The sequence below is a fragment of the Gimesia fumaroli genome, assembly GCF_007754425.1.
GTDB lineage: Bacteria > Planctomycetota > Planctomycetia > Planctomycetales > Planctomycetaceae > Gimesia > Gimesia fumaroli.
Genome location: NZ_CP037452.1, coordinates 1872664 through 1892046, shown reverse-complemented (window position 1 = coordinate 1892046; position 19383 = coordinate 1872664). Strand labels below are relative to the sequence as shown.

Genomic DNA, 19383 nt, shown 5'->3' with positions numbered 1-19383 from the left:
CCTCCATTGATATTCCAGTCCAAAACTGACATTTTTTGAGCTGACTCTTTTCGAAACCGGTCCCCTCCTGATAAAATACATCAAGATAAGTTGAATTGATAATTTAGGATTTATCTCTATTGTCCATATTGATTTAATGCACGTCACTCTTCAGGGTAGTCGAGAGAAAACATGATAAAAGATGATGTTCCTTCAGCTTTGACATCGATACCGAAGAACACCAGCGAAAGTAAGGATAGGTAAAATGAGAATTTTTTCAGTAGCGCTATTTACCGTAATTTCACTCTCAATCATTCCCGTAGTTTCGGCAGAAGATAAGAAAGCAGACCCGGCGACGGAACAGGCCAAATCAAAGATTCGAGCCGCAGGTGGATCGGTTCTGGAATTGGCACAAAATGATGACCGTCTGGAAATTGCCTTCCATCTCTCGGACCAGAAAGTTAACGATGACACTCTCAAAACGTTGGCCGGCCTGCCCAAAGTAGCCAACCTCAATTTGCGAGGAACCGAAGTCACTTCTGCTGGCCTAGCCCATCTGAAACACCTCAAAGATCTGACACATCTGCACCTTGAAAAAACGAAAGTCAACGATGCCGGTCTCAAACACCTGCAGTCCCTCCCCAACCTGGAATATTTGAACCTCTATGGAACAGAAATCACAGATGCCGGATTACCCCAGCTCGGCTCATTAAAAAAACTGAAACGACTCTATGTCTGGCAAACCAAGGTCACTCGCCCCGCGGGACTGGCCTTACAAAAACAAATTACCGGCCTGGAGATCGTTGGTCTTCCCGAAGAACCCAAACCGGTAGCAGCAGCAAAACCCGAACCCGCCAAACCAGCTGAGAAAAAGCCGGCCCCTAAGAAAGAGAAAAAACCTGCTCCCAAACCCGCAAAAAAGAAGACTGAAAAGAAAGCGGAAAAGAAACCAGAAGAAAAGAAGCCTGCCCCAAAACCAGCGGCAAAGAAAGAAGACGCTAAAAAGAAAGAAAAATAAGTTCCTGCAACAACGGAAATCAATATCCCGCAGGGCTGTTTCAGCCCTGCTTTTTTTATGCGCCGGCTGGGCCTTTGAACCAAACATCCGTCAACCAGAGTAACAATTCCCCACGTAATCAGACATGCTTTCTCTGCACAAATCGGTTATCCCGAGTTGGTCCCCTCCATTCTACCGGATTCTTGATCCTAAACGCTTCAGAAACTGTTACAATAAAAAACGCGAATCCAGGCTACCAAGCCTCGGCGAAGTTGAATTCACAAAGAGCCACCTCAAATGCCTCGCGCTGATCTTAGAAGATCTGCTTCAGATAAGACAGGAGTTGGTCGTGGCAATTTTAAGGAGTGGGCCCCCTTGGAAATTACCTATCAGCAGGAAATCATCGCTCCGATTGATGTGGTTTTCAGCTTTCTCAACGATGACGAAAAAATGAAGCTCTGGATGGAAGGTCTGGAATCAACCGAATATCCTAACGGCGAGAATGCGGAGAACCCGGTGGGCACAGAGTTTATCCAAATAATTCGAGAGGGTGGTCTCACACAGCAGTATACTGGGATGGTTACGGAATACGAACCTCCCACTTTGCTCGCAGTCAAACTGCAAAGTAATGCATTTCAGATCAATGTAACCTATGAATTAACCGACCTGGGCCGTAAAACGCAGCTCGATTACCATTGTGAGCTGGTCTTCGCTTCGCTGTTTCATCGGATTGTCGGTTTTTTATTCTGTGGACTGACAAAGCGAATCTTAAATACGCAAATGAAAAAACTGAGCCTGCTCGCAGAGCAGGAATCAGTTCGGCGGCCTCCCCCGGCAGAATGAACAGCAGCCACGCGCGAAGAAGAGCAGTGGTTTGAACTACTTCTTCTTTTTCCCTTTTTCCTTCGCCAGTTCAGCCGGCGTCTTGGGCCCAAGACTATAGAGACGCGCCGTTTTGTCGTAGCAGGCCACGCACATCCGCAGACCATCTGGATGGAAAGTCAAGTCGTAAGGCACACTCTTCACTTTCTGTGCTGTATAAGGTTTCTCTTCCCCCAGTTTCCAGAACCAGATCATACCAGAAGAATTTCCCCCCGCAGCGGCGATGAAATCATTCTCGGGATGAAACCGAACTCCCCAGCAGGTGCCTTTGATATTATCGCTCGGCGTCATTACTGCCAGACGCTTGCCGGTTTCCCAGTCAAACAGAATCACTGTCGGAACACCAATGCCTGCAAACGCATTTGAAACTTCTCCAATGCTGGAAATCGCAAAGTATTTCCCGTCCCGACTGATATCCATCCCCCGTATGCCACCAATATGCGCGTGAAACGTTTTGTCGTATTTGTAGATCGCACTCCCGTCAAAGTCCCGCACCAGTTCCCCAGTATTGACATCCCACTGCTTGAGGTTTCCTCGCAGGTCACCGGAAATCAGATATCGACCACCGGGATGGAACATCACGTTATAAACCTGATGCTCATGCCCTGCGAGAGTCCGAATCAGCCTGGCCGTTTTTACCGACCAGATTTTGACCAGCCGATCATTGCCGGCAGTCGCCACCAACGTGCCATCTGGACTAAGTGAAACTCCGCGTACAAAACCTTTGTGTGCATCAATCAAATGCTTTGGCGTTGGTTGATCGGAAGCCAGATCCCACCAGGCAAGTTTACCTTCATAGGCCCCTGTGATCAGTAACGGTTTGGAATCATCTATATCAAAGCGGCGAACCCAACTCTTATGACCTGACAGCGGTGTGTTCTCGGCACTGACCAGATCCCACCGCTGGAAGTCAGAACCTTGAGCACCAGCCAGCAAATAGTTTCCGCTTGCATCAATTTTACAGGAATATAGGGGGCGTGAATTCTGAAACGTGGCAATTTCGCGAATTAACTTTGGATCAGCAATCGGCGGTTTCGCCTGATACAACTTAGCAATCTCAGAAAATTGCGACTCTTTCGCTTTCAAACCTGCCAACTGTTTTTCCTGTTCGGCAGCCTGTTTCTTCAACTCTCCCTGTTGTTTTTGCTTTTCCTTCATTGCCTGTTCGAATGATTTGACTTGCTTCTCGCTCTGTGCGATTTGTTTTCTCAGTTGATCGATATCGGGGACCGGTTTAGCGGCAATCAGAGGTCCTTTCGATTTCTTTTCCCTCGCTTTGTTCTCATTGAACTTCTTAAGTGCCTGTTGAGATTGCTTCAGGGTATCAGAATCAACCTTAATCTTTTGCTTTGTCTCTTGAATCCTTTTCTGTATCCCTTTGATCTCTTCATCAGCGCGTTGCAATTTTTGTATTGCTTCATCTAAGGCTTTGTTTTTTATTGCAGTCTGCTTTGCTGCCTTGTGTGCATCCAGTTGTGCAAATTTGAGTGCCGCTGGCAAAGGGGTTGGCCCATGAATCAAAATCGGCTTCACGGCAAGGACTGGTTCTTCGACGGGCTCCGTTTTCGCGCCCGGTTTTGTGGCTGCGACGGGCTGCAGTGTTGTAGCAATCGTTATCAATACAACCAAACAGACTTTCCAGGATTTCATTGGTTCAAAACCACTCACGCCAGAATCTCCTTGATCGGCTCTGTTTGGGGGTCCGCCTTCGCAATTGGCTGGCCGTTGGGATAAAACTCTTCTGTCGAATCGAGCCCCACAGCCTGATAGTACGTATGGAACAGATGACCGCCGTTGACTTCACGATCAATTACCTTTGTGCCTGTTTCATTGGTCTTTCCGGAAACAGCGCCCCCTTTGATACCTGTGCCCCCCAGGGCTACCGACCAGGCCGTTCCCCAGTGATCGCGGCCCACGCGTTGATTGATCCGAGGCGTCCGCCCAAATTCGCACATGCAGATAATTAATGTATGCTCTAATAAACCACGGTCGTATAAATCAGAAATGAATGTCGCAAACGGCTTGTCGAACTCTCCCAACTGCTCGATATGAAAGTTGAAGTTTTCTGAATGCGTATCGTAGTTAGTATGTCCGACTTTGACGAATGTCACTCCCTTTTCAATCAGCTGCCGGGCCATTAAACAGTGACGACCAAAATCATGCTTGCCATAACGTTCGACATCTTTGTCAGAAAAGTGACTGAAGTCAAAAATATCACGCCGCGCCATCAATGCTGCCGCCTGATCGAACGATTCATTATAAACTTCCGTATGTGCAGTTCTTCGCTTCTGCTCAAAACGCTGACTGAATTTATGGCGCAGGCTTCTGCGAAGCTTGTCCCGATCAGCTGTCATCGAAGAATGCAGCCCCAGATTGCTGGGCGCTTTTCCATTCGACAGTACCAGCGGTGCATGCCGAGGTCCTAAAAATGTCGACTCGGCAGAAGAACCTCCGACCCCCACTGAAATGTAACCCGGCAAAGGGCTGTTCGGCGGTGACAGGTGGTGTGAGAACGTTGACCCCAGATAAGGATACGCAAAACCGGGCTGTTTCTTCCGTCCGGTCTGCATGATGTAGGCACCTTTGCCATGATCGTTCTCTTTGGTATTGATGCCCCGCACCAGTGCCAGGTGATGCATCTGCTGCGCGGTATAAGGCAGCAACTCACTGATCTGAACTCCTGGCGCTGAAGTTGAAATCGCCTGAAACGGCCCGCCCGTTTCGACTCCCGGTTTGGGATCCCAGGTTTCTAACTGGCTGACTCCGCCGGAAAGCCAGAACACCACAACCTGCTTTTGCTGTGACGCCAGTTTTTTCGCAGCGTCGACCTGAGTCATACCGCCAAAGCCGAGCATACTCAATGCGCCTGCCGCCGTGCCTCCTAAAAAAGCACGACGTGTCAACGATTCATGGGATCCACAAGCATATTTACAACGCATTGTCTCACCTTCCCTGCATTTCAATAAAGTGTCTGACGACGATAAAAACTGAATTCGCATACAATGATGCTTAGTGATTAAAACGAAACTCCGAAGACATCACTAACGCCCAGATCAAATCACTCACCAAATCAGAGCGTTCTTTGCCGGTTTTCCCAGCCAATAGGCTGACGATTTCTTTCGTCTCTGCCTGATCCGGATGCCGGTTTAAAACACTCAGATATAATTCTTCCGCCGCTTTTTCTGGCTGTTCAACGGGAACCTTCAACACCCGACCAGCCGTATTGCCGGCCCGCGCAGAAAGAATTCCCTGGATGGCTTGATTATTGGAGAGATACAAAATCTGGTCCGCGGTAGCCTCAAACCCTTCCACAGGCTTGCCGGGTAAACCACCGAACAAAGAAACAAACTGACGCTCATAGCCCACAAGTTTTTTCCGTAAGCTCTCTTCGGTCAACTTTTTCTTTAAACTATTACGATAGACGGCTGCCTGCCCCGTGGCTTCTAGAACCGCCCAGGCAAATTGCTCCGGGGTGAGCGGCTTCAAAATCGCATGAGTAAACTTCGAATCATCCAGTTCCTCGGCGTCTTTGCTGTTGAATAAGTCGTTAGCACTGGAACGCTGGTATGTCTCACTCAAAACGAGTTCCCGCAGGTACCATTTCAGATCAAATTGATGAGCCATCATCTGATCCGTCAAAGTGTCCAGCAGTTCCGGATGCGAAGGGGGATTCTCAGAGTGATCGGCGTCAAGCGGATGCACGATGCCCCGCCCCATCACCATCGCCCAGAGACGATTCGACATCGTGCGGGCAAATCGGCGATTCTCAGGCGAAGTAATCGCGGCTCCCAATTGTTCCCGCCGACTGTATTTCGGAACTGGTCTGACATCTTTCGCCGGCTTGACTTTGTATTCTTCCCCCTTCTTGAAGGCGGGCTCCGGAACTTTACTTCCATTAAACACCACCGGCAAGGTTGTCTCGGGACCTTTTGAAGTTTTGTCACGCACTTCAAACACCGACTCAAACTTGACTTCGCCTTCCGCCTTCTCGGCAAAAACCGTCTGCTTTTTCTTTTTGTCCTTAAATACAAAGCTCCGTACCAGAAATGCAGAAATGCCGTAGTAATGATCCTGCTTCCAGTCGTTCACATCGGGATGATCATGACATTGAGCACACGTTAAGTCGGCTCCCAGAAAGATCCGACTGATGTCACGCGTTAACTCATTCACATCACCATCACGTGCCAGGTAAAAACGGGCGGCTGCCAGATCCTCTTTTTTCGAACCATCGGCGGAAAGAATCTCTCGCACCATCTGATCCAATGGCTTATTTTCAGCCACAGACTGACGCAAAAACTCTTCCCATGCGCCGACATCGATGTACTTCTTTCTCAGACGCTCCATCAATGTCACATCCAACTGCTGCGAAATATGCCGGGCATATTCCGGCGATCCCAACAACTGGTCCACCAGGATTGTTCGCTTCTCAGGACGTTTCTCTGTTAAGAAAGCACGCGTCTGTTCAATGGATGGAATCCGGCCTGTCAGATCAAGGGTAACTCGCCGCAAAAATTCACTGTCACTGCAACGAACAGACGACAGCTTTTGGTAGTCTTTGTGTCCCTGCTGAATCTGCTGATCAATGATCCGATGCAATGGTTTCGCGGCAGGCAACACTGGCTTTTTCGCGACCAGGGGGGGTTCAGGGATTGTGGCCGCTACGGCAGGCTGAGACTGCGCAAATAAAGCGTGAGACAGGAAAACGACCAGAAGCAAAACGTAAACACGCATGTTTGTCCAAAACATGGGTCTCCTCTCTTCCGTTCTCTTCAATTTAATTCAGACAGTAAGGCTATCTGAGGCGGGATGTATCGAACTTCAAGACCATACGGTACTCAGTTTGAAGACAATACACATAGGTGGATCTTTATCTATCGTCTATTTTGCAGGCGTTACTTCAGTCAGTCAAGTTCAAACCGTAGTTCTTGCTTAGGTTTACGAAAACCACACAAGCTGCAGAATCGACGATTTTTTTCGCAGAATAGTAATTTTGACTGAAGTCGCAATCAGATGACGATTACTTTGAGACAGGCTTAAGCTCGTAACAGGCGGCCTCTTCACTATTTCGAACGAATAATTTCCCACGCACCAACGCCGGATGATTCCAGGTTTGCCCCTCAATCGCCTGGAATTCAGCAACCTGCTCATATTGTTCAGGATCAGCTTTCACCAGTTCGATATGCCCATCTTCTGCCAGAATCAGCAGATGAGAACCGACCAATAGAATTTGACCATATCCATAACGGCCCCGTTTCCAGTTCCGCTTTCCAGTTTCCAGATTCAGGCAGGTCAGCACACCTTCATCCAGACCAAACACAAATCCATCCCGCTGCACGGCAGAGTTAAATTTGAGCTTCATGCTTTGGCTCTTCCAGCCCTGCGTCACTTTTGCGTCTGAATTTTCAGAAGGATTGATCCTGAGCCGGGTGGAACCTTTTCCATATCCGGTTCCCAGAAAGAGACTGCGATCATCGACCACAATTGCTTGCGCCGCATTGATGCCTGCTTGATTTGTCCAAGGGAAAAACCAGAGCGAGGTTCCGTCCTGGGGAGCGAAACTTTCCAGTCCCTTGGAATGAAAAACCAGCACCTGCGACGTTTCATTTAACACAACGAACTGAGGTGAACTGTAACTTGACTTCCTGGTCCCTCCTGACCAGACCTTCTCACCAGACAATCGGTCAAACGCAATCAGTGATTGATTCTCCGCCTTGGATTCACTTTTCTGAATTCCCTGATTGACAATTACCAGATCCTCCCAGATCAGCGGCGACCCCGCCATCCCCCATTCGAGATTTTTTAGCCCCCCTTCCTTCAACAAGTCATGCGACCAGACCCGTTCTCCCGTTCCTGCATTCAGGCAGTTGAGAATCCCGGTCCCCCCCATCGTAAAAAGTAAACCATCTTGGAACGTGGGTGTCGCCCGTGGTCCTACACCTCCCAGCGTTTCCGAGAAACGCACCGGGTCCGCATGAGTCCAGATCTGCTCACCGGACAACACATCATAACAAACAACAGTCTCCTGTTCGCCACGTTGTTCCTGGGTAAACGCACGGTCGCCGATCACGCAAAAAGAACCCCAGCCAGCACCAACGGGATGTTTCCAGAGTAATTCAGGTGGATTCTGTTTCCAGTCAGTGCGAATCGTTTGATCCCGAACCACGCCGTCCCGTTCTGCACCTCGAAAAGCAGGCCAGTCATCAGGAGAAACTTCTAAAGTCTGTTCGGTAAGCTCAACGTTCGCTGCGGGCGCGCTGTTTTCGATCTGTTCAAAATATTGTTCGGCGCGCTGCTCAGACGTTGGTAAAAAACGAAAGCGAAAACGGGGCACCATATCGCCTTCAAAACTTTCGACACGGAACAATGCGAAGAACAGCCCGAAAAGCAGTACCGTTCCCAACAAGCCTTTGAACCGCATTTTCCAGGCGACGCCGGAAATCAGCATCCACCAGATCAACATCCCAATGAGAAGATAAAGGGTTCCAGAATAGACTGAGAACACCTGATACGTTCGGTCCGGGGCTAATTGAAACCACCGATAAATTATGGCAGCGATGCCCAACAGTAGAATCCCCAGCCCCCACTTCCACCTCAGCTTCCGCACTGGGGGAGATACGGAGCCATCAAGCTCGGGAAGTTCCTGGTGCTCCGGTTCGCTGACATTCATAACTCTGTTCCGACTTAGTTCTTAAACAATCCCACATAGGACTTCACCAGGGTGGAAGCCGGTTTCAGATCCGATTCCACGACTTGAGCCAGCGGAGCATAGACAGTCTTTACCGAATTTGAAAACGGCCCGAACTTCATCTTTCCTTCGATCCAGACCAGAGGTCCTGCCATCACAAAGTACAGCAGCAAAAACGCAGTGAAACACATCAAACCGACACCTGCCTTTTGCACAAAGGTCGGTTGTTCCGTATCTGTCTTTAACATCGAATTGGAATCAATGGAAGCTGTCATTTTTCCGTACCTTTCGCTCAAACAACAGGCTGTTAGCTTTACCTTCGAAGTCAGTGCTCCGTTTCAAATTTCTTCCTGAATTGAAAAATACGACACTGAGCGATCATTTTTTGCGAAAGGCTGGCAATTGCTGGCCCGTTTCACGATCAAATTCATCAGGCCGACGCATGCGAGGCAGACGATCATGCGTCTCCTCTTGCCACTGATCGAGGACGACCCGCAATTCCTGCTGCACTTTTTGAAACTCTTTCTGACCTGCGAGATTATGTAACTCATGTGGATCAGCCTCTAGATCATACAGTTCTTCTGCAGGCCGCGGCGCGAGGAAACAACCCTGCTGATCTCCATTGAGTTTCCTGGCATCGCGTAACTGACGCATTTTGACATACGTTTCACTGCGGACCGCATCAGCCGGTGGTGTGCCGGGAAGATCAGGATAAAAATTGCGAATGTATTTGAATCGAGACGAACGAACCGCACGTCCAAAATCTTCAAAATCATGCCAGTTATGTTCGGCGAATATATGAAGTCGCGTTGTCGCAGCCGGAGTTTGCAGGATCGGCTTAAAACTCTTCCCCTGAAATGTCTCGGCTATAGGCAGCCCCGCCAACTCCAGGATCGTTGGTGCCAAATCAACCGAACTGATCAAAGAATCAGAAACCGTTCCCCCTTTTACCTGCGCAGGCCAGGTCACAATCCAGGGGGTTCTGACGCCACTGTCATACACGGTGGTTTTACAGCGGGGGAAAGGGCGCCCGTTATCACTTAAAAACACAATCACGGTGTTCGACGCGACATCCTGTTTTTTTAACTCCTCACGGACGCGCCCGACCACGCCATCCAGTCTGGTAATTTCATCGTAATACAGCGCCAGATCATCTCTGACCTCTGGAGTATCCGGCAGATACGGAGGCACGATGACATCTTCATTTGTATGCGGACGTTCGATAATATTTCGTTGATACGGACGATGCGGATCCGTAAATGCAAACCACATGAAGAAAGGTTTGTCTTTCGGTCTTTGTTTGAGAGTCGAGACCCATTCATTGAGTTTTGTGGTCACGTGATCAAACTTGCTTTTCGTCGGCGTACCCAGATGCCACTTGCCAGCAGATGCAGTGTAGTACCCTGCGTCCTTTAACTGTTCCACAAACGTGACCTGACTCTCAGGCAATGGAAGATGCAGCTGATGAGCGCCAGTACTATGAGGGTAGCGACCGGTGATGATACTCGCACGGCTCGGACTGCAGGAACTGCATGTCAAATACGCATGATTGAATTTCATGCCGTCCACTGCCAGTTGATTCAGATGGGGAGTCTGAATTTTAGGATGACCATAAGCACCACAATCATCCCACGCCATATCATCGGCGATGAAAACGATAAAATTCGGTTTCCCCTCAGTCGGCTTTTGCCCAAATACTGCTTCACCGCAAAAATTCAAAACCAATAGTGCCGCAACCACGGATAAAAACGGAATCAATCGCATAGTTCTCTCTTCACTCACTTCTGACTTTTCAGGTTCAGGGTAAAAAACGCGTCCGTTCCTCTAGTGTCGGCATCCGACAGGTTTCGTGTTTGCCAAACAGCCGATAACGTGAGCCCGCCACCATGCGGTAACCAAAATTCCTGATCGGCAATGGAATCAGCCACAACAGCCATCCACAAATATTCCAGGGAAATCCCAGGAGCCACAGAACTCGTACAATCGCTGCCGAGCGTCGATAAATCCGCCCCTCTTCAGCTGTGCGAAATATCACCGTGTCAATATTCTGAATGTCCTGTTCACTCAATAACCTGGCCGCTGTCTCGCCCTGCAAGGGTGAATACAAAAGCCGCCCTTTTTGATCCCGCGCAATCGCAAAATCCACACTACTATTACATAAACCACACACACCATCAAAAAACAGAACAGGTTGGTCCACTACCGCCCCCGATTCGCGATTTACTTCCTGTGCTTCTATTTGAGTAACAGAATTGGGAGCCACTTCGTTTCGGCTTTCCTGAACTGTCTGGTCAACGGCCGTTGATTTCATCATCTGGTTTCGTACCGCAGCCTCGAAAAACGTAAAAAGGACCTGGACAAATTCGTAAAACGCCCATGTCACCTAATATTATACGTAACAAGCATTTATCTCCAGTCGTTTTTTCATGCTTTGAACGGAATCCTGCGAAAACCTGCTGCAAAGTTCGGATCGTGATCGCACTGGATCAACTGATCAGAATTCTTTCTGTCGTTTGCTGATAAAAACGCTAGAATAGAAATGACGTACTAACCCAAACCACCTCAGAAAGGTGCTGTTTTTCATATTCTTCCACAAGAGTCACCCATGTCTACATGCCCCCCGCATTCTGATTCGCAATCGCGCTGGAATCAGGGAGTTGGTATGTCGACACTATTTCACCTGATCCTCATCGGCAGTTTAGCTATCGTTGTGGATCATCAGGTGGATCGTGATTCCACATCTGCCACGAATGTTATTCAAACGCGCTGGTCTGCACCCTCAAAAGACATTGAGCCCGTTGTGCTGGAAGTAACCGCAGTGACGCAGAAAAAGGAAAGCGCGTCCAGCGCACCCGTACTTTCGAAATTGCCGCCGGTACTCGACTTGAATTCTGCCCCTGATACCAAATCGCTTTCTTCGTTTCTGGACGGCCCTCTTCCCCAGACAACGCAGCATGAAGAATCGCTCACGACCAAATATGCGGCTGACATTGTGGGAGCCTTATTGACCTCATCCGCTATTGGAACTGCCAATTCCGGCTCGGGAAACGGATCGGGAAATGGTGAATTTTTTGGCCTGAATCCCAAAAGCAAACGCATTGTCTTCGTCGTTGACTCTTCCAAAAGTATGAATTTCCCCCATGAAAGCGTGGGAAAAACCAGACTCGGACGTGTCAAGCTGGAACTTGCCAAATCCATTTACTCTATGGATGAGCATCAGGAGTTCTTCGTCATCTTCTTCAGCGATTTCGCCATTCCGATGCCGGCCAGAAACCTCCAGCCAGCAACACCCGAAGCAAAGAAAAAGTTCCTCTCCTGGGTCGCTAAGGTCCCAGGTGTTGGAACGACGGAACCTCTGGAAGCCCTGCTGATCGCACTTCGTCTTCAGCCCGACACGATTTATTTTCTGACGGACGGACAATTCAACGCTTCCATCGTCAAAGCGTTCAACAAAGTAGCTACACAGACCAAAGGCAATCGAAACGTGATCGTCAACGGTATCTGCTTAGGAAATCGGGAAGGCGAATCACTCATTCGAGAGCTGGCGGAGCAGAATTCAGGCAGCTACACCTTTATTCCCTGATCCCACCTCGCACGAGAACATCACAAACATACACCTCAAAATATTCTCTCGCAGTATCTTACGCTCTGTCAGAATCTAAGTCTTTACAGATAAATACTTTTTGACATATTATGCCCTTAATTCGATCTTCACATTTTTCTCGTGATATTTTCGAGCATTCTTCGCCTTCTTTGAAGGCAGCAGTTTGATTGCTTCGCTTTCAATTACTTTTCCGAATGTCGCCCAGAATACAATCTCTGATGCAATCTGAGATCATCTAACCGGGGCGTAATATCGATATCTGGATCTCAACAAATAATGACTTCAACGAACTCCGCCGAAACAGCGCCTCGGAAACTCGGTGAGCCCAAAGGAACTTTAAATTCACCTTCCTTTCTGGCACTGCTGGCAACCCAGTTTCTGGGCGCCATGAATGATAATATGTTTCGCTGGTTCATTATTCCCATCGGTAAACCGATCATCGGCGATGCCGAAGCGCTTTCATTAGGTTTAGCCTGCTTTACGTTGCCTTATCTCCTGTTGGCAAGTGTCGCTGGTTATCTGGCAGATCGCTTCAGTAAGCGCACCGTGATTATCTCCTGCAAGGTGTCTGAGATTATCATCATGACTTTAGGGATCCTCGCCATACAGATCGGGAATATCTATCTGCTCTTTTTTATCGTAGCCTTAATGGGTTGTCAGAGTGCACTCTTCGGCCCTGCCAAGTTCGGTAGTATTCCAGAGATGCTGCGTGATAACCGGCTCTCAAAGGGGAATGGCGTCATGGGCCTGATCACCGTGGTCTCTTCGGCTCTGGGCTTTATTGCCGGTAACTATTTATACCACGTCACACAACCGAATCTAGAAGCCCCCGGATCACTCACTGATATCGGGATTGCTGCACTCACGCTCGTCGGTGTAGCCATTGTGGGTACTCTCGTCAGCCTGAAAATTCGCAAGCTCCCCCCTGCTGCTCCCGACCGAGGCTTTCCATTCAATCCTGCCAAAGAGACCTGGCACCAGCTGCAACTACTCCGCAGCAGTACGCCTCTACTTAGAACTGCACTGGGGGTTGCCTTTTTCTGGATGCTGGCTTCGCTCGCACAAATTAACGTCGATACATACGGAATTCATGAACTGGGTCTCTCACAAAAAGATATCGGCCCCTTACTGGGAATTCTGGTTTTTGGTGTCGCCTTGGGAAGCATGCTCGCCGGTATCTGGTCTGCAGGACGCATTGAACTGGGAATCGTCCCCTTAGGAGCAGCCGGAATCGTCATCACATCCATACTCCTGTTTTTCACAGGCAGCAGCGTAATCCCGGGGCAGGAATCCAGCTCGCAGACCTATTACCTGCTATCACTACTCTGGCTGTTTCTGCTGGGTGTGAGTTCCGGATTATTCGATATCCCGCTGGAAACATTCCTCCAGCACCGTAGCGATGTAGAAACACGTGGCAGTATTCTCGCAGCAGCGAACTTTCTCGCATTCGCGTTCATCCTGTTTGCTTCATTTGCCTTTTGGGTGATGCAGGATACTTTGAAGATGTCTGCCAGCCAGATTTTCATGGTCATTGGACTACTTACAGTTCCGGTCGGCATTTATATCTTCAAACTGCTTCCGAACGCCACCATCCGATTTATGGTCTGGCTTGTGAGTTGTACCATCTATAAACTCAGAGTCAAAGGACTGAGGAATCTGCCCAAAAAAGGAGGCGCACTTCTCGTAGCGAATCATGTTTCCTGGCTGGATGGAATCTTTCTGATTCTCACTTCAACGCGGCCGGTCCGCATGATCGCCTATTCGACTTATGTGCAAGGCCCCTGGATTTCATGGCTGACAAAACTGTATAAGACAATCCCCATTAATGTAGAAGATGGGCCGAAAGCTTTAATGCGTTCCATTAAAGATGCCCGCTCTGCAATTGAAAATGGCGAATTAGTCTGTATCTTTGCTGAAGGCAAATTGACTCGTTCCGGTTATCTACAACCGTTTCAGTCGGGTTTAATGAAAATCATCAAAGGAACTGGCGCTCCCGTCATTCCCGTCTACATCGATGAATTATGGGGGAGCATTTTTAGTTTTCATGGCGGAAAGTTTTTCTGGAAAAAACCCCGGCGCTGGCCTTACCCGGTTTCCATTCGTTTTGGAAAACCCATCTTGCACCCGGAAAATGAAAAACATGTCCAGAAGGTTGTTCAAAACCTGGGGATCGAAGCGGCCAATTTTCGAAAGACGTATCAAATGATTCCACCAAGATTGTTTCTCAGAAAATGTAAAAACCGACGATTCCAGCAAAAAGTTGCCGACTCAACGGGCGTTGAAATTACAGGCGGCAAGCTGTTGACCGGCGCGCTGTTAATGAGACGGTTACTCAACAAACACGTTTTAAAACAAGACGAAAAAATGATCGGCGTACTCCTGCCACCTTCGGTGGGAGGGTCTGTCATCAATGCCAGCCTCGCGATCTCCGGGCGAGTTCCGATCAACCTGAACTACACTCTTTCTGACGGCGATATAAACTATTGCATCAAGGAAGCAGGCATCAAAACCGTTTTGACCAGCCAGAAATTCCTGGAAAAAAAACCGATTGAAATGGACGCCAATGTCGTACTTCTTGACGATTTAAAACCGAAAGCTTCAGCCTTCGATAAACTGATCTGCGCTTTTATGGCGTATATTGTCCCTGCGTGGATCCTCGAACGACTCATCGGCTTAAGGCATGTTGGCTCCGACGAGCTAAGCACCATCATCTTTACATCCGGTTCGACAGGCCGTCCTAAAGGCGTCATGCTCACACACCATAATATTGTTTCCAATATCAATTCCGCCGACGATTTACTACACCTCTCTCCCCAAGACTGCATTCTCGGAATCCTGCCGTTTTTCCATTCCTTCGGCTATACGATTTCCCTCTGGATGCCGTTCATCCGAAATATGGGAGTCTGCTATCACTTTAATCCTACCGACGCGCGCACGGTTGGAAAAATGGTCGAGAAGTACAAAGTCACGCTTTTCGCATCGACCCCAACCTTCTTAAGACATTACCTGAAACGCTGCACCCCTGAGCAATTCAAGACGCTGGAGATCGTCATCACCGGCGCAGAAAAACTTCCGCAGAGCCTGGCGAAAGAGTTCCATGATAAATTCGGCATCTTTCCTACCGAAGGTTATGGCACAACCGAACTCTCACCGGTTGCTGCGGTCAATATTCCCCCCAGTCGACAACTTGACCCGAACGAAGTCAGTTCAAAACCAGGTACCGTTGGCCGGGCAATTCCCTGCGTCATGGCGAAAACCGTTGATCCCGATACCATGCAGGACCTGCCTGACGGGCAGGAAGGGCTTCTTTTTATCAAAGGCCCGAACGTCATGAAAGGCTACTTAAATAACGCAGAGAAAACAGCAGAAGTCATTTTTGATGGCTGGTACAACACCGGAGACTTTGCCACAATCGATGAAGAGGGATTTATCACCATTACTGGCAGACAAACCCGCTTCTCAAAAATTGGCGGGGAAATGGTGCCTCATGTTCGAATCGAAGAGCTGATCGCCAATATTGTCAGTGACCCAGATGAAGACGAGCCTGAAGTTCAAGTTGCCGTGACCGCCGTTCCCGATCCTAAAAAAGGAGAACGATTAATCGTTCTCCATAAGCCACTGAATATCTCCATCGAAACAATTCTGAAAGAAATCGCCAACCAGGAGATTCCCAATCTCTGGATTCCCAGCAGCGACAGTTTTCTGGAAGTGGAAACGATCCCGCTTCTGGGAACAGGGAAACTGGACTTGGCGAAAATCAAACAACTCGCCGCTGATGCGTATTCTACAGAACTCAGTAGTTAACCTAAACGATAATCATGTCTGAAGTTATCGAAATATAAAATCCACATCACTTATAAGGATTTACACGAAATCCTGTAAAAAAACGGTTAGATTTTCAGGTTCCATTGGTCCATTAGTGTATAGAACGGGCCATTGTGTGGTGTAAGCCACAATGACTTCAACCGTTTACGTGAAAGTGATGAGGAAGCAGGCATGATAAACCAAACTGTCAAACTGACGGAACGACAAACAGCAATCTATCAATTTCTGAAAGATAAGATTATCAATCGCGGCTATGGCCCGACGGTCAGAGAAATTGGCGACGCATTCGATATTCGATCCCCCAACGGCGTTATGGGACATCTAAAAGCACTGGAACGGAAGGGACTCATCAAACGACAGTCTCATATCTCCCGATCCATTCAACTGTGTGATAATTCACAAAAACCGGCCAATATTACAATAGCCGGCACCTTAAAAGCAGGCGCTCCTCTGGATCACCCGCCACAAGGTCAAACACAAGTTGATTTCAGTCCTCTGTTCGACACGTCTGACAATTTCTGTCTGAAGGTCAAAGGCACATCGATGATTGATGCCCAGATCCAGGACGGTGATTATGTCGTGGTCCAAAAACAGGACACCTGCCAGCAGGGTGAAATCGTCGTCGCGCTGGTTGAACAGCAGGAAGCCACGTTAAAACGCTTCTTTCAGGAAGGAGATCGCGTTCGATTAGAACCCGCCAACTCAGCAATGGCTCCCATCTATTCGAACGATGTCCAGATTCTCGGCGTCGTAAAAGGGGTCATCCGAAAATTCATTTGACTCTTTGTTCGACTTAACCCTGATCTGCCAGCGCCGCCATTTGTGTGCGTGCCAGAGTAATCAGCATTAGATCCGGCAGGGACGTTACACCAGCCTGACGCAACATGTTTACCACTTGCGATGCAGTATAATGCGCGTGAGTACAAACGTGTAATAAAACATCACGGCGGCTGGTTTGATGTACGCGTCCCTTGCCCGAGCTACTGCTGCGCTTTCTGATGACTTCATCCAGCTTCTCTTCCGTCAACCGCTCCAGATAATTCATCCAGCGTTGCTCCAATGCCACCCATTTCAGTTTCAAGTCGGACACTGTTTGAATGGCTCCCTCAGCTTTTTGATTTCCCGGAATCTCTCCCTCCAAATCACCGGGCACTCGGGGATTCTCATCCCCCCGCAGTGCTTCCAGCCAGACATATTCTGCCCCATATAAATGCAGCAAAGAGTGCCAGATTGATCCTTGTCCGATTGCAAACTCTTGAACACACTGTTCTTCAGAAAGCATTTGAACAGACTCCAGTAACGCCTGATTCACCCAGCGACGATGTTCATGTAATCGTGAAATTAACCTGACTGACAAAGCAATGCCTCCTGATATGATCTAAGTGGAGAAGATTTCCTCTTTTTTAGTTGAAGAGAACCCCGAATTATCCCTCTTCTCTGCTATTGAGAGCCAATTTCAGGTACCAGGGTTCGCCAGTCAGAATTCTCATTCTTCCACATGCAACTCTGTTTCAAACCTCTAGTTAAGCACGATTCAACATACCGGGCGTTTTTTAACCGTTTTTTTCATTTAGATTGTTTCTCAGCACTTGAATTGCCGAAACTATTTTCTATCCTTACCCTTACATTCAGGTAATTTTACCGCACTCTGGGGGATTAGCTCAGTTGGGAGAGCGTTTGGCTGGCAGCCAAAAGGTCACCGGTTCGAGCCCGGTATCCTCCACTTTAAGCTTACTGTTGCATTCAACAGTAAGCTTTTTTTGTAGCTCGACAGCTTCCCCTCCTGAAGCCGCCTGAGAACTCCTCATTTAAAACAAAAACAGCCAGCATTGATTACCAATGCTGGCTGGAAAAGATTCTTCAGTTCAGGAGCAATGAGCCTCACACAGTTTCTCATTCACTACTCTTGCCTTGGATCAGCCGCCTGAGGAATGATGATCTCCTTGCCCAGTTCACATTTAGGGCAGTCGACTTCCGATTCTTCAATAATTTCTTCCTGCACTTCTCCTGGCCGGCAAATCTGACATGGTTCTTCGACTGTTTCAGTTTCCAACAGTATATCTTCTGAGTAACTGCCGCCTCGCTGCACGTAGTCGCATCCATTGTACCCCAGAACCGCACCACCACGGGGATATGTGTAGTACGCAGAACCAGCATAAAACGATTTGAATTTCCCAAAATAGCTGCGCGAATAATAACCTGTATAAGCATAGCTTTGGTTCAGAGACGAAATCGCTCCCGCCACATCAGAAAACTCACTCACGACAGCCGACTGCACATAGCTTAACCCGACAATCATCGCCAGGACTGCTACCGTCAGAATAATCACCAGCTCCGCGGAAATAACGAAACCATCTTCGTCGTTCCAAAACTGATTTGCGAAATGACTCATTTGAAGCTCCTTTGTGTATTTTGATTAACAGCACTTTTGAAATTTAGGGGATCGTTTTTACGGCGTCTCATTTCTCAGACAGTGGCATCACACTGCAACTCGATTTCTGTTTTGACGCCGCTACTTTTACAAAATCAGGTACAGTGCCCTGCCAATATTTTGATTTCTATTTTGAAATTGCCGATTGGCTAAAGCGGGAGAGGAAAGTTTCTCAGGCTTTCCTTTTCTGGTTTTCAAGGCGGAACTCATTGCCTCACTCACCATAAAAATCAGGGTTAAGTAACCAGAAGTTCTCTCCGCTTCAGTCAATCAGTCATCGGTGGTCTCTCAGGTCACCGACTTGTGTAACGGTCTCTCAGGTCGCCACACACTCTCTCTATGCGTTTCACTTCTTATTAGCCTTCATTCAAGTGGCAGAAGTGGTTCATTCAGATTTCGTTACAACCGTTAGATCCCGACTTTTCAGTAACTTCGGAATAACTGGTTTGACTGGTATAACTCGCAAGACATGTGCCACTCGTAGAATCTCTACAACAATCAACACCACGATATTCGTCATAAGCCTCAGACATGTAATAACTTATAAAATCACTACAACACTAACTTTTTTCGAGCACGGATTTTCATAAGTCGCTAAACCCAGGAAATGTTCAAATCTCTTTACAAGGAATTTAACGCTTTTGATAAGAATCCCTGTCGTATCGATTATGACGATTGTAAAGGGAACGGAGCCCCGGAGCGGGATGATTTGATTGAGCAGGCATCCGAGCGCTACCATTTTAAGAAGCAGAGATTTAGTCAGATCTCTACTGTGATGCCCTTGCGAGGGGACTGAGGAGGGTATGAGACTTCAGCCATTCAACGCGCATAAAAAAAGCCCTCTGGAACGTCAGTTTCAGAGGGCTGTGGTTTTTACTTGTCCGCGGCTGTGAGACACAGGCTGCTAGTTGAGCAGCGGGTTGTCTCCGCCGGTGATGGCGCTGAAGAAGTCGTCGATATCGGATGCGTCTGCATCGTCG

General features: G+C 48.2%; 14 protein-coding genes and 1 tRNA gene. 6 read left to right on the top strand and 9 right to left on the bottom strand.

The window, feature by feature from the left end:
* Positions 1–244 precede the first annotated feature (244 nt).
* The gene (locus tag Enr17x_RS07215) at positions 245–997 is read left to right on the top strand and encodes a leucine-rich repeat domain-containing protein (protein WP_198001009.1); all 753 of its coding nucleotides are present in this window, start codon (positions 245–247) and stop codon (positions 995–997) included.
* Positions 998–1273: 276 nt separating this feature from the next.
* Positions 1274–1819, top strand: a complete 546-nt coding sequence (locus Enr17x_RS07210; RefSeq protein ID WP_145307302.1) for an SRPBCC family protein — start codon at positions 1274–1276, stop codon at positions 1817–1819.
* 36 nt (positions 1820–1855) lie between these two features.
* Here Enr17x_RS07210 and Enr17x_RS07205 read toward each other — a convergent pair whose 3' ends face one another.
* From Enr17x_RS07205 to Enr17x_RS07175, 7 genes are all read right to left on the bottom strand, one after another.
* Positions 1856–3526 (bottom strand): WD40 repeat domain-containing protein, encoded by a 1671-nt coding sequence (locus Enr17x_RS07205; RefSeq protein WP_145307300.1) that lies wholly within the window; start codon positions 3524–3526, stop codon positions 1856–1858.
* Positions 3523–4797 (bottom strand): DUF1501 domain-containing protein, encoded by a 1275-nt coding sequence (locus Enr17x_RS07200; protein WP_145307298.1) that lies wholly within the window; start codon positions 4795–4797, stop codon positions 3523–3525. The genes Enr17x_RS07205 and Enr17x_RS07200 overlap by 4 nt, the downstream gene beginning before the upstream one ends.
* A 70-nt stretch (positions 4798–4867) precedes the next feature.
* The gene (locus Enr17x_RS07195) at positions 4868–6604 is read right to left on the bottom strand and encodes a DUF1549 domain-containing protein (protein ID WP_145307296.1); all 1737 of its coding nucleotides are present in this window, start codon (positions 6602–6604) and stop codon (positions 4868–4870) included.
* A gap of 271 nt (positions 6605–6875) precedes the next feature.
* A complete protein-coding gene (locus tag Enr17x_RS07190) occupies positions 6876–8525 on the bottom strand; it encodes an outer membrane protein assembly factor BamB family protein (protein WP_145307294.1) in 1650 nt (549 codons plus the stop codon).
* 14 nt (positions 8526–8539) lie between these two features.
* Entirely contained in the window at positions 8540–8818 is a 279-nt protein-coding gene (locus Enr17x_RS07185) for a hypothetical protein (protein WP_145307292.1), read from the bottom strand.
* Between the two features lie 103 nt (positions 8819–8921).
* The gene (locus Enr17x_RS07180; protein ID WP_145307291.1) at positions 8922–10307 is read right to left on the bottom strand and encodes a sulfatase family protein; all 1386 of its coding nucleotides are present in this window, start codon (positions 10305–10307) and stop codon (positions 8922–8924) included.
* A gap of 34 nt (positions 10308–10341) precedes the next feature.
* Positions 10342–10857, bottom strand: coding sequence for a thiol-disulfide oxidoreductase DCC family protein (locus tag Enr17x_RS07175; protein ID WP_232100983.1), 516 nt, complete (start codon positions 10855–10857; stop codon positions 10342–10344).
* A gap of 291 nt (positions 10858–11148) precedes the next feature.
* Between Enr17x_RS07175 and Enr17x_RS07170 the strand changes: the two genes are divergently transcribed.
* The 3 genes from Enr17x_RS07170 to lexA all read left to right on the top strand — a co-directional run bounded on the left by Enr17x_RS07170 (position 11149) and on the right by lexA (position 16752).
* Positions 11149–12126 (top strand): vWA domain-containing protein, encoded by a 978-nt coding sequence (locus tag Enr17x_RS07170; RefSeq protein WP_145307289.1) that lies wholly within the window; start codon positions 11149–11151, stop codon positions 12124–12126.
* Positions 12127–12423: 297 nt separating this feature from the next.
* Complete coding sequence (locus Enr17x_RS07165; RefSeq protein ID WP_145307287.1) at positions 12424–15951, top strand: acyl-[ACP]--phospholipid O-acyltransferase; 3528 nt, start codon at positions 12424–12426, stop codon at positions 15949–15951.
* Between the two features lie 192 nt (positions 15952–16143).
* The gene (gene lexA, locus Enr17x_RS07160) at positions 16144–16752 is read left to right on the top strand and encodes a transcriptional repressor LexA (RefSeq protein ID WP_145307285.1); all 609 of its coding nucleotides are present in this window, start codon (positions 16144–16146) and stop codon (positions 16750–16752) included.
* A 13-nt stretch (positions 16753–16765) separates the two neighbouring features.
* Here lexA and Enr17x_RS07155 read toward each other — a convergent pair whose 3' ends face one another.
* Entirely contained in the window at positions 16766–17329 is a 564-nt protein-coding gene (locus Enr17x_RS07155; RefSeq protein WP_145307284.1) for a DinB family protein, read from the bottom strand.
* A 293-nt stretch (positions 17330–17622) separates the two neighbouring features.
* Between Enr17x_RS07155 and Enr17x_RS07150 the strand changes: the two genes are divergently transcribed.
* Positions 17623–17695, top strand: a tRNA-Ala gene (locus Enr17x_RS07150).
* A 177-nt stretch (positions 17696–17872) separates the two neighbouring features.
* Here the strand turns inward: Enr17x_RS07150 and Enr17x_RS07145 are convergent.
* Positions 17873–18364, bottom strand: a complete 492-nt coding sequence (locus tag Enr17x_RS07145) for a Flp family type IVb pilin (protein WP_145307282.1) — start codon at positions 18362–18364, stop codon at positions 17873–17875.
* Between the last annotated feature and the right edge of the window lie 1019 nt (positions 18365–19383).

What these genes read in the sequence shown, in the direction of transcription:
- Enr17x_RS07215 (WP_198001009.1), top strand. Translation starts at nt 245, where the DNA reads ATGAGAATTTTTTCAGTAGCGCTATTTACCGTAATTTCACTCTCAATC.
- Enr17x_RS07210 (WP_145307302.1), top strand. Translation starts at nt 1,274, where the DNA reads ATGCCTCGCGCTGATCTTAGAAGATCTGCTTCAGATAAGACAGGAGTT.
- Enr17x_RS07200 (WP_145307298.1), bottom strand. Translation starts at nt 4,797, where the DNA reads ATGCGTTGTAAATATGCTTGTGGATCCCATGAATCGTTGACACGTCGT.
- Enr17x_RS07195 (WP_145307296.1), bottom strand. Translation starts at nt 6,604, where the DNA reads ATGTTTTGGACAAACATGCGTGTTTACGTTTTGCTTCTGGTCGTTTTC.
- Enr17x_RS07190 (WP_145307294.1), bottom strand. Translation starts at nt 8,525, where the DNA reads ATGAATGTCAGCGAACCGGAGCACCAGGAACTTCCCGAGCTTGATGGC.
- Enr17x_RS07185 (WP_145307292.1), bottom strand. Translation starts at nt 8,818, where the DNA reads ATGACAGCTTCCATTGATTCCAATTCGATGTTAAAGACAGATACGGAA.
- Enr17x_RS07180 (WP_145307291.1), bottom strand. Translation starts at nt 10,307, where the DNA reads ATGCGATTGATTCCGTTTTTATCCGTGGTTGCGGCACTATTGGTTTTG.
- Enr17x_RS07175 (WP_232100983.1), bottom strand. Translation starts at nt 10,857, where the DNA reads ATGATGAAATCAACGGCCGTTGACCAGACAGTTCAGGAAAGCCGAAAC.
- Enr17x_RS07170 (WP_145307289.1), top strand. Translation starts at nt 11,149, where the DNA reads ATGTCTACATGCCCCCCGCATTCTGATTCGCAATCGCGCTGGAATCAG.
- Enr17x_RS07165 (WP_145307287.1), top strand. Translation starts at nt 12,424, where the DNA reads ATGACTTCAACGAACTCCGCCGAAACAGCGCCTCGGAAACTCGGTGAG.
- lexA (WP_145307285.1), top strand. Translation starts at nt 16,144, where the DNA reads ATGATAAACCAAACTGTCAAACTGACGGAACGACAAACAGCAATCTAT.
- Enr17x_RS07145 (WP_145307282.1), bottom strand. Translation starts at nt 18,364, where the DNA reads ATGAGTCATTTCGCAAATCAGTTTTGGAACGACGAAGATGGTTTCGTT.